The 4,304-nt window shown below is 50.6% G+C and carries 3 protein-coding genes; all 3 read left to right on the top strand.

Features of this window, described 5'->3' with window-relative positions; genetic code table 11:
- Positions 1–298: 298 nt before the first annotated feature.
- Genes AC5JLP_RS07710 through AC5JLP_RS07720 form a run of 3 tightly spaced genes read left to right on the top strand, consistent with a single transcriptional unit; the run spans position 299 to position 3,300 of the window.
- On the top strand, positions 299–883 hold the full coding sequence (locus AC5JLP_RS07710; protein ID WP_496067342.1) for a recombinase family protein: 585 nt from the start codon (positions 299–301) through the stop codon (positions 881–883).
- Positions 870–2,477 (top strand): recombinase family protein, encoded by a 1,608-nt coding sequence (locus tag AC5JLP_RS07715; RefSeq protein ID WP_496067343.1) that lies wholly within the window; start codon positions 870–872, stop codon positions 2,475–2,477. The genes AC5JLP_RS07710 and AC5JLP_RS07715 overlap by 14 nt, the downstream gene beginning before the upstream one ends.
- Positions 2,470–3,300, top strand: a complete 831-nt coding sequence (locus tag AC5JLP_RS07720) for a helix-turn-helix domain-containing protein (RefSeq protein WP_496067344.1) — start codon at positions 2,470–2,472, stop codon at positions 3,298–3,300. The genes AC5JLP_RS07715 and AC5JLP_RS07720 overlap by 8 nt, the downstream gene beginning before the upstream one ends.
- Positions 3,301–4,304: the final 1,004 nt, after the last annotated feature.

The following is a 4,304-nucleotide window of genomic DNA, read 5'->3' on the forward strand; positions in this document are numbered from 1 at the left end:
CCAGCACCTTAGCCCTCTTAAGTATTTCTACTCGCTACAAAGGTGACATGCTCCCAAGCAAGTTTGTGAACACGGGCGATCTAAATTGCATAACTATTAGGAAGAAAGGCGAACATTTTGCAGCCTTTTCTAGAGCTTACTTTGTTTAATTTTCCCATTTTTTGTGCAAGCGTTAGTTGATTCACAGTTGCACAAAAAATAGGAAATTCCTGATAGTATGCTGATCAAAGATGAGCATTAAATCTTCTCACTAGACTGCTTTTTCTTAGACAATGAATGCCCAAAGATTGGAGAACTGATGAAATTTACTCGTGCTAATCAAGCAAAAACAATCGGCTATATTCGCGCCGATGATCAAGACCAGGATGGAGCAAACGCATTTTTAGAGCAGGTTTCTAGAATCCGAGCCGCAGGTGTCAAGACGATGATCTGTGAGTTTAGCTCGAGTTCAGATAACGATGGAGAAGGCGTAGCCATTCTTCTAAAGCTAGCCGAAGCGAAAAGTATTCACGCCGTCGTTTCGACTCGCTGGGATCGACTGACCAGAAGCTCCGATGTTTATCTGAAAATTTCTGACGTCTTCAGAGCCGCAAAGACCAGGCTCTTCTTGCTGGACGAAGGTGAAGCCGATTTGACGCCGATAGGGGAGCACATCTTGGCCTCTATGAAGGCTCTGACTCAGAGGCACGCTTGCCAGCCCCATAACGCTCAGGCTCCTGACTCCAACTTACCAGTGAAAAAGAAACAGCAGGAGAAACAGCAGCGCCGCCAGCATGAAATGATCGGTTATTGCCGAGTTTCTACTCAGGAGCAAGCCGAAAACTCTCGTGCTTTAGAACAAAGGAAAAAGGCTGAGGAGGATGGTCAGCATGATCCTGCTTAAACCCAAAGTTATGGGTTATGGCCGAGTTTCTAGCCAGGAGCAAGCCGAAAATTTTCATGCTTTAGAACAGCAATTGGATCGCTTAGCGCAGGCTGGAGTCGCTAAAGACAAGATTCTCTATGATGTTGAATCGGGTGCCGAAACCAATAGACATAGCCTCAATCGATTGATGGCTTTAGTCGAACGTGGCGAGGTCGCTGAAATTGTGGCAACGCGTTGGGATCGGCTCATGCGGAGCAGTGCGCTCTACCTCAAATTTAAGGAACTGACTCAGAAGCATGACGTACAAATTCGGCTTTTGGATCAAGGCACTGTTGATTTCGAGAGTGCCTCTGGTGAGCTGCAAGCGGATTTACAGTCACTCTTTGCGGTCTACGAGCGCAACATGTTGCGCGAGCGGGTTTCTAGAGGACAGAACTATCGCCGGCAGAGACTCGCTGCCTGTCCACGCCCGCCTTGGGGCTATATCGTGGTGGACGAGCAGTACAAGCTCAATCGCCAGCCTTGTGTCTGCGTCCTGGCTGCTCGTCCGGCAAACTACCGTGAGCTTTACCATGATGCCGATGATTCACCCAGACTGGCTGGGCTGAGTAAAGCTGATATTGCTAGAGAAATCGTGGAAACCTTGTTGCAGACACGCATGAAGACAAAGACGCTGGGTCAGATGCGTGAGGAGTATGGCATTCCCAAGACGAAATGCTACAGCAATATCATCGGTGAGCATGGCGCTTCCAGGCGCAAGATGAATCGCAAAAGCATTGTCTTTCTAGAGCAATTGGAATTTTGGAGTGCGCCTAAAGATTTAGCGGACTGGGTCTTGAATCCAGTGCTAGTCGGGCATACTGCTTATCACAAATACACCAATACAGGTGCCACGCAACGGATGAAAGCTCCCGATGAGTGGGAGGTTCATGCCAATACTCATCCAGATGAACGTCTTTTGAGTGATGAGGAACTTGAAGAACTGAAGTTGATTTTGAAACCTGGTGTCGCCAGGTGCAGGACAGCAGGCACCACGTTTTATCTGACCGGTCTGGTCTACTGTGGGCAGTGCCAAACTAAATGCGTCCTGAAAACGGGTCCGAAAGCCAAGTATTACGGCTGTCGGCACTCCAGTACTGGCTGCAGTAACCACAGTTGTGTCAACTTAGACCGGATTGATCAAGCCATTATCGACCAGCTTGTTGAAACAGCGCATGCACCAGAGCAAGCGCACGTACGGCAACAGGAAGACACACAAAGGGCAGCCAAAATTGTGGAGTTGCAGCAAAGTTTGCAGGAGCTTGACCACCTCAAGCCTAATGCCCACGTCCAGATCGCTCGGGACAGTATACAGCAGGAGATCGAGCAATTGCTGCACTTCAAAGAGTCACGCCTCACAGCGGACAGCACAGCCGTTCAGATCATGCATCACGCGCAAGCTCGCAATCTCAATTTCTGGTACACCCTGACGCAAGCAGAACGAGAGATCATGTATCTCAAACTCGTGGAGCGGGTGGTGCTTTTGGGCGGCAAAGAAATCCAGGTTGACTTAAAACGGTTTGTTGATCCAGCCACTCATGGCGACATTGCACAGGTGAAGGAAGATGATTAAGTTCGCGATCGATATTTTTGGTGATGCCGCCGACCGTTTTGAAGCGGCACAAGCCGCAGTGCTACAGGAGTGGCAACTCAGTTGTGGGTGTGAGGCTCCAGGGTTACGTCCAGAGTGTCGGACTTGCTTGGATTGTCAGCAGCTCAAGGTGCTAACACAGATGAAACTGAGTGCAATACCGGAAGCGGTGTTTCCGGCGACTGCGTCACCCAAGTGTACTTACCCTCATCCACCAGCGATTAGGGAGGAGGCGTTGGCGCTGTATGCACAAGGCTGCCCGCTGAGTGAAATTCAGGCAAAGACAGGCGTTGGCGATCGCCGCACCCTCCGAAGGTGGGCTAAAGCGGCTGGCTTGCCCCCACGCTTGGTGATCTATCCAGCGGCGATGCGAGCGCACTGTCTTCATCTCTATCAGTCAGGCAAGCGGACCAGCAAAATTGAAGCGTTAACTGGGGTGCCAGCCGACACCATCAAAAGCTGGGTACATGATGCAGGTCTCGTGAGGCACCCGTTTTACTCTGCCGAGACTAAGAGGCACTGCTTAGCACTCTACCAGCAAGGCAAGACACCGAACGCCATTGAGGGCTTGACTCAGGTACCAGCCAGTCGCATTCGGCAGTGGGCTGCTAGTGCCCAAATTAGTCGAAGCGCTGGAAGACCGCCCCAGTACTTGGTGTCGGTCAGAGACCAGTGTTTGCTGCTTAGACAGGAAGGCAAGGATTACCGAGAGATTGCGGTCTTGACAGGCGTTTCTGAAAGCACGGTGCGGAAATGGGTCAAACAAGCGTTGTTTACCAAGCATAGTGACGAGGTTGCACCCTGATGACAGGAGCCGCTCAGTGGCTAAAGTGCGACCTCAAAGTTTGCTTTGGAAAGCCTTTTCTCCGGTGCTGTGACACTTAACCTCTCTAAGTTTTGCAGGAGAAGGGTTCCACATGACAGTGCCATAGGCGGCATGGTAGCGATCGGGGGTTGAGTTAGACACTAACCCCCCAGACAGCCAACCGTTCGGCTTGCACACGGTAGGGTAGAAGAGAGTATGATGACAGCTGGTTTGAAGGTACTACGGGCGTGGAGAAGCCGATTCCCTTCAACCTCGAGAGGTCATGACCTTTGACATGAACCAGCTTTGGCAACCGTGAGGGTGTCAAGGTGCCGTAAGCGATTTTAGAAGGTAAACCAGAAAGGGGGTGGCGAGTAGCCCTAACCATTGGACAAGGGTTAGACCAAACGCTCTAGCAGGCTCATTGCAAGACTGAGAAAGATTGACAGTACACTTGCACTTAGCGGCAAGTGGAGTTAAATTATTAACCAACGCAAAGCACTTTGAATATCCGTAGCCTTCAGAGGGAGCGGCAGGACTGATAGCCAAATGGCTAGAAAGCTCTGCCGTTTGCTGTTTCTGAGACTAGAGCAAACCTTAACTTGGGAACCCGCGAGTCGAGCCCCTATCCCAAAATGACTTCGGACGCTTGCAACGCGTTGATTCAAAAGATGATGAGCGCCTCGAAGGGCATCCGATCTACTATGCCTTAGGCACAGAGGATTCTTCTATGCGGTTAGCTGGGCACTCTCCATCGCTCGTGCGCCACCTACAGGGGGATGCTTTAGCCCTTCAAGTTTGTCCCGCTGCAATAACAAGGAGTGTGGTTATGTTCTAGGGCACTTTAGAAGCCAAAACCCCCACTGCAGCAAACAGAGAGGGTTAACGGCTTCGATACTCAGTTTTATGAAAGGTTTGGGGCGCTAACCAGAAAGCTTGGGAAAGGCAAAAAGTTAGCTACCCGAATCAGGGACAGAGCCGAACCATCGTTTTGAGTAAACGAG

This window comes from Stenomitos rutilans (assembly GCF_059505485.1).

Bases quoted from the DNA above. Each gene is read 5' to 3' on its own strand.
- AC5JLP_RS07715 (WP_496067343.1), top strand. From the start codon at position 870: ATGATCCTGCTTAAACCCAAAGTTATGGGTTATGGCCGAGTTTCTAGC.
- AC5JLP_RS07720 (WP_496067344.1), top strand. From the start codon at position 2,470: ATGATTAAGTTCGCGATCGATATTTTTGGTGATGCCGCCGACCGTTTT.
- AC5JLP_RS07710 (WP_496067342.1), top strand. From the start codon at position 299: ATGAAATTTACTCGTGCTAATCAAGCAAAAACAATCGGCTATATTCGC.